The organism is Bacillus sp. GMs2/2 (genome assembly GCF_050172095.1).
Taxonomy (GTDB): Bacteria; Bacillota; Bacilli; order Bacillales; family Bacillaceae_G; genus Bacillus_A; species Bacillus_A cereus.
Window position 1 is genome coordinate 1 of sequence record NZ_JBNLYE010000258.1, and the last position, 5,912, is coordinate 5,912.

A 5,912-nucleotide genomic window follows, 5' to 3' on the forward strand; every position below is an offset into this window, starting at 1 on the left:
TCAAGACAATGGAAATTGCGACAAATGTTAAGAGCACTGAAAACAAAAAACAGAAATGATACAAACCCTTTGTTTAGTGAATGCCTTGAATCCCTAGGAAACGAAACTCTCATTTTCTCCCAAGAAAAAAGCCAGCAGATTGCTACTATTTTAATGAATTCATTTCCTATAACTGTCTCGGGAAGAATAGATTGGGAACAGATAGATAATCAATTCATAGCTTCGAACAAAGAACAACTAATTTCCCTTATTAGAGCAAACCAACTAGATTTTGACGAACAGATTTTTATAATATGGGATAACTATGAAATCCCTGTAGTAAGTACAAATCTTGATAAAGTATTCCAATCACTAGTTGACGTTGATGCAGTCAGTTTTTATTACTGGCTATTAGACAAAGAATATAGATTTGTAATTGAAATAAATGATGAAGAATTGATTAGAGTTCGGTTTCGCTAATACTCTAAGCATATGAAGCTAGTTCCCTTCATTTCTTAATATTTTCTTCGTCAATATAGCTATTATTGTCATTATGAAACTAATAGCAAATATAGGTAAATAAATTTTCGTACTGAATCCTTCAAACATAAAACCATATACGACTTGCCCAATTGGTGCCATACATTGAGATACCGCTGTTATAAATGCCATCACTTTTCCTAGATTTTCATTTGGTGTTTTCTTTTGGACTACAGTAATCACATAGATGGATACAATTGTCATAATCATTGCGATTAGAAGAGAAGAAAGTATAAAGAGGATAAATGGTGGATAGTATCCTAAATTAAGAATAAACGGTGTAACTGATAGTGCCACTGGCATTACTAATAAAGCTATGATAAGCATCCAATTATATAATGTTTTCATCTGTAACTTTTTAGCAAAGAAACCGATTGACAATGCCCCTAATATGGTTGCAAAATCAATTAATCCCATTCCAATTCCATACATCATATCGCTACTCTGCATAGTTACTCGTAACATAATAGGTCCTCCAACAACAAATAACGGTGTCAAAATTAAGTTTAGTAAAGCTGCAAGTAACATAGCCTTCAAAATAAAAGGTTGCTTTAAAACATAAAGAAAACCTTTTTTCATATCTTTTACAATTGTCGGTATGATATGGCTTTCTTGCGCTCTTTTTATAAAAGGTATTGTAATAAACATTTCTAAAATTGCAGATAAAAAGAAAGCAAGACAACTTGTTATTACGAGCATTTTCAAACCAATTATGCCATATAATATTCCTCCTAGTACAGGTGCAACTATATTAGATAATGCTTGCACACCATTTATGATACCGTTTGCTTGTTCTAACTTTTTCTCTGGAACTAATTGCGGAATACTTGCCATAACAACTGGTGAGTACATTGCACTAATGACTGCTAGTAAAAACATAATTGCTCCAATCAATAAAATAGATACCGATTCAGTTAATAACAAAACTATAAAACTTAATACAATAGCAGCGTTTATAAAATCCAAAATGACCATTACATTACGGCGGTTGAAACGATCTGCTATCGCTCCGCCAAGAGGAGCTAACAAAAACGGGATACTCGTTATGGCATATAACCCTGCAAATATATCGGCACGTCCTGTTATATCTAGCACATATAAAGACAGTGCAAAACGTAATAGTGTTGAACCTAAAATAGTAATAATTTGACCACTTACCATTAAGTGAAAATCTTTCAAGGAAGATTGAATACTTGCTGGCATCTTCATCACATCCTTCATTTAGTCTAGACCGACTGCCGGTCTATAACACCCAAACAGAAAAAAGCTATTTCTGTTTCATTAAAACCTCGATCATATAATCAAAGGACCCTTCTTTCGCTCCAACAGATACTTCCATCATTTTAATATAAGCCTTAGCTCTTCTCATCATTTCTTCCGGTTTCCACTGGAATAAACCATCATCAAATATGACTTGTGCTGAAGAGAGTAATAATTCAATTGTTTCTTGTGGGTATGGAGTAGAAAATATGCCTTCTTCTATTCCTTGCTCTAAAACTTCCGTTAATACAGGAGATAAATGTATAATGGATTGCACTAAACTTTTCTGATGCATTTCTGCATTATTTGGTTGATGGAATTGTTCAATCATTTTTTCTTTGACATCTCCTGATTTTGGTGATTGTTCCATTAAAATTTTAAATAACTTATCTAAAACGGGGATATCGGGATTGGAGACAATCCTTTTCGCCTTAGTGACATCCTCTTTAATAATCCTCATAATGATTTCATCCATTACTTCCTCCTTCGACTTAAAATAATGATAAAACGTCCCCTTTGCTATACCAATTTCTTTTAAAATATCATTCACGGTTGTTTTCGTATAACCTTTCGTAAGAAACAAACGCTCAGCTGTTTCTAAAATTTCCTTTCTACGCTCCTCATACTCCTTTACAATTCGCATTCAAGTTCTCCTTCCCATCAGACCGACTGTCGGTCTATTAAAATTATATGTTTAGTTTGCAAAAAGTTTCCTATTATCGTACATATACAACACCATACTTTCTATTTCCTTTATAAATTTTTATTTTTTAACGTCCGCTCAATTTGTTTAAAACGTATCTCATGTTTCTTATCGTCACCTTTCATTTTAGGAAAAGAACGATGCCTCCGTTCGATCTATGTACTTATCAATGGAGTATTTTGTTGAGTTCCAATATGTAATATTGCATATTTCGCACTTTTAATTTTTGTATATGTGATAATTTATTTATAAAAATATAAATTATTAATAAGGGTGATTTATATGAGCAAGTTCCGAAAGAAGATGATTAAATATTTGCAAACATTTTGGGGATGCTTAGCATTTGGTGTATTAATGTTTGCTATCTTCTTAATTACGGATTTAACAGATGCATCTTTAAATACATTAGGCTGGAGAGACTGGCTAGGTTCTGTAGCAGGCGCAACCATTTTATCTGTTGGGATGTTTACTTTAAATAAATTGAATTTAAAATAAATATTCGGTCAATACTGAATGTGGGCTGTATGCCAACATTCATTTAAAGTAGTCTTCTCTGTATCTCCTTGTATTGAGCAGTTAGCTTTTGCTAGCCGCTCTTTTATTTTGTTCCGGTTCTTGCCTCTTAAAGAACTCTTTATCTACTTTCCCCCAATAAGTACACATATCTATTCTCCATTGCTACAAAATGAAATCTTTATTTTGTTTTACGCGTCGCTTCTTCAATCAGCCAAGATACAATATTAAAATCATTAGCTTCACCCTTTAAAGATGTTCCGTTCCAAAAGCATTCTTTCATCACTTCAAGTAATTTTTCAACAGCTTCAATTCATCTCATATTCATTTTCCTTTTCTTCCAAATAACTATTTTGTTTTACTAATTAGCTGATTAATTTCACAAACACCTTTATCAAACATTCCACGTTTCTTCACCCCGTGAATATTTTCCAAATAAAAATACATACTATTTTCAAGCCGCCGTGTCCACGGCTAATACCTCTTTCTTTTGTTACAGCAAAAACAGGTAGGTTCTTCACTTATCTACTTTCTCTGTATATTTTTTAAGAAATCGAAAATAATACCAACAAGCTGTTTGAACTAGCAGCTTCACTCTTCTCGCAATGGGGATGCAAATTATCACAATTAGCTAACTCATTGAACTCACTGGCAGACAACCAAAATCGTTGTCTGCTTTTTGTATGAGATTTTTCGTTTTACATATACTACTTTTGAACCTGCAGACCAATACGAGCCATTTTGGTGCTTGGGATTTCCCTTCCGGGGATAAGTATCTTTTACTTATCCCTTTTTTGTATAGACACGTATATTTAGGGTAAAACTAATTACAAGCAGATTTTCTGTTTATGCGTAGTTCTAAACAAGATTACTTTTTCTCCTATTAAAGGACGGCAGGTACGACTGCTAGTCCTTTTTTCTTATTTCGCATATTATCACTACATTACCTTCATCGTCGTCGTAAGCAATTTCCCCATAAGGATGGCAGTGGTGCTTCTCGAGTTCCTCATCGATCAAAACTAACAAATTAGTTTTCCAGTTTCCAACGATCGTACACCAATACGAGTTTAATCCTTCATAAACTTCTCTTGTTCTATTTCAATAATTGCGGAATGTATAATGAAAATACTCGCTCGCTTCAATACCTTTTCTTTTAACCAAAGTGTTCTGCTGAATGATAGTAATACCCTTGCTCTAATGGTTTTGGACTATAAAATTTCCTTTATAAATTTCAAATACGGTGAATGAAATTTCTGTTTTTTCTTGCCATCATCCTTGTTGTATACAAACAAAAAAAGAGCCACAATATTTTGCGACTCTTTTACAATTATAACTATTTAACGACCACGTCTTTGCTGACCTTGCTTTGTACTACCTTTTTTATTACTTGGCTTATTAAATGATCGGTTATTTTCATTTCTCGAACTATTTCTTGAATCACTTCTTGAGCTATTTCTGGAATCACGTCTTGAATCACTTCTTGAACCTTCGCGGCTATCTCTTTGACGATTTTGACCTGATTTCTTCGGAGCCGGCTTTGGTACCGGTTTTCCATTTTCATCTACACGTTTTATCTTCGGTTGTTCGATTATTTCTCTTTGTATTGGTGCACCAAGCGTTTTTTCAATTTCTTCTAAATGTTTTTCATCTTTCGCTGCAACGAACGTAATTGCAAGACCTGATCCACCTGCACGTCCTGTTCGGCCAATGCGGTGAATGTAACTTTCTACATCTTCAGGGATATCAAAGTTAAATACGTGCGTTACACCATCTACATCAAGTCCACGAGCTGCTACATCCGTTGCGATTAAGTACTGAATTTTAGCTTCGCGGAAACTCTTCATAACTCTTTCACGTTTCGCTTGAGGTATATCACCATGAAGTTCAGCACAATTATAACCTAATCCTTTTAAATTATCATAAAGCTTACTTGCTCTAACCTTTGTACGACAGAAAATAACAGCTAAAAATGGCTGATCACGATCCATAATAAAACGAAGTGCATCTGGCTTTGCACGGTCTGTCGTCTCAATGACACGCTGCTCAATTGTATCAACCGTTACTTCTTCACTTTGTACTTGAATCATTTGCGGCTCATCCATATAACGCTTCGCCAATTTTTTAATATCTTTTGGCATCGTTGCTGAGAATAACATCGTTTGTTTACTACCTGGTGTCTCATCTAAAATATCTTCAATATCATATAAGAAACCGAAATAAAGCATTTGATCCGCTTCATCTAGTACAATCGTTGAAAGATTACTTAAATCAATTGTTTCACGTCGTATATGATCTAATAATCGTCCTGGTGTTGCAACAACAATATGTGTATTACCTTTTAATTTTCTCAATTGTTGTGCTACATCTTGCCCACCATAAATCGCTAGTACATTAATATCTTCTCTTTGAACAAGCATTTTTTTAATTTCAGTTGTAATTTGCAGAGCTAGTTCCCTTGTTGGTGCAACAATTAAGGCCTGAACATCACTAGACTCTGGATCGATTTTTTCTAAAATCGGTAACACGAATGCTAACGTTTTACCCGTACCTGTTTTTGCCTGCCCAATAATATCTTTACCAGACATAATAACAGGAATTGCCTGCTCTTGAATTGGTGTTGCTTCTGTAATTCCATTTTCACGTAATGTATGATTAAAAGTTTCACTAATTCCTAATTCTAAAAAGTTTTTCAAATAGACCACTTCTTTTCTTTATTTTTCACATTAGCTTTCATTGTACCATTTGTTTCGCCAAATATGAAAAATAAAAAAATTCTTATCTTCTTTTTTTATATTCATCCTGTACTAGATGAACAAAATCTTTTTGCTTTTTCTCAGATTTTATTAATGCTTCCATGTTAGTAGAAGACAAAATGAACTTCTTAATTTTGCTATTACATCAAATAACGAACCCACCT

At 33.8% G+C, this 5,912-nt stretch carries 5 protein-coding genes; 2 read left to right on the forward strand and 3 right to left on the reverse strand.

Features of this window, described 5'->3' with window-relative positions; all coding sequences use genetic code 11:
- The coding region (locus ACQGS6_RS21715; RefSeq protein WP_426965584.1) for a hypothetical protein at positions 1 to 459 on the forward strand (459 nt) is incomplete at its 5' end.
- Between the two features lie 18 nt (positions 460 to 477).
- On the opposite strand, the gene ACQGS6_RS21720 is transcribed toward ACQGS6_RS21715, so the two are convergent.
- Positions 478 to 1,722, reverse strand: coding sequence for an MFS transporter (locus tag ACQGS6_RS21720; RefSeq protein WP_426965585.1), 1,245 nt, complete (start codon positions 1,720 to 1,722; stop codon positions 478 to 480).
- A 64-nt stretch (positions 1,723 to 1,786) separates the two neighbouring features.
- Positions 1,787 to 2,422 (reverse strand): TetR/AcrR family transcriptional regulator, encoded by a 636-nt coding sequence (locus ACQGS6_RS21725; protein WP_001223580.1) that lies wholly within the window; start codon positions 2,420 to 2,422, stop codon positions 1,787 to 1,789.
- 342 nt (positions 2,423 to 2,764) lie between these two features.
- On the opposite strand from ACQGS6_RS21725, the gene ACQGS6_RS21730 reads away from it, so the two are divergent.
- On the forward strand, positions 2,765 to 2,977 hold the full coding sequence (locus ACQGS6_RS21730; RefSeq protein ID WP_000033159.1) for a hypothetical protein: 213 nt from the start codon (positions 2,765 to 2,767) through the stop codon (positions 2,975 to 2,977).
- A 1,355-nt stretch (positions 2,978 to 4,332) separates the two neighbouring features.
- Here the strand turns inward: ACQGS6_RS21730 and ACQGS6_RS21735 are convergent.
- Complete coding sequence (locus ACQGS6_RS21735) at positions 4,333 to 5,697, reverse strand: DEAD/DEAH box helicase (RefSeq protein ID WP_426965586.1); 1,365 nt, start codon at positions 5,695 to 5,697, stop codon at positions 4,333 to 4,335.
- Positions 5,698 to 5,912 lie beyond the last annotated feature (215 nt).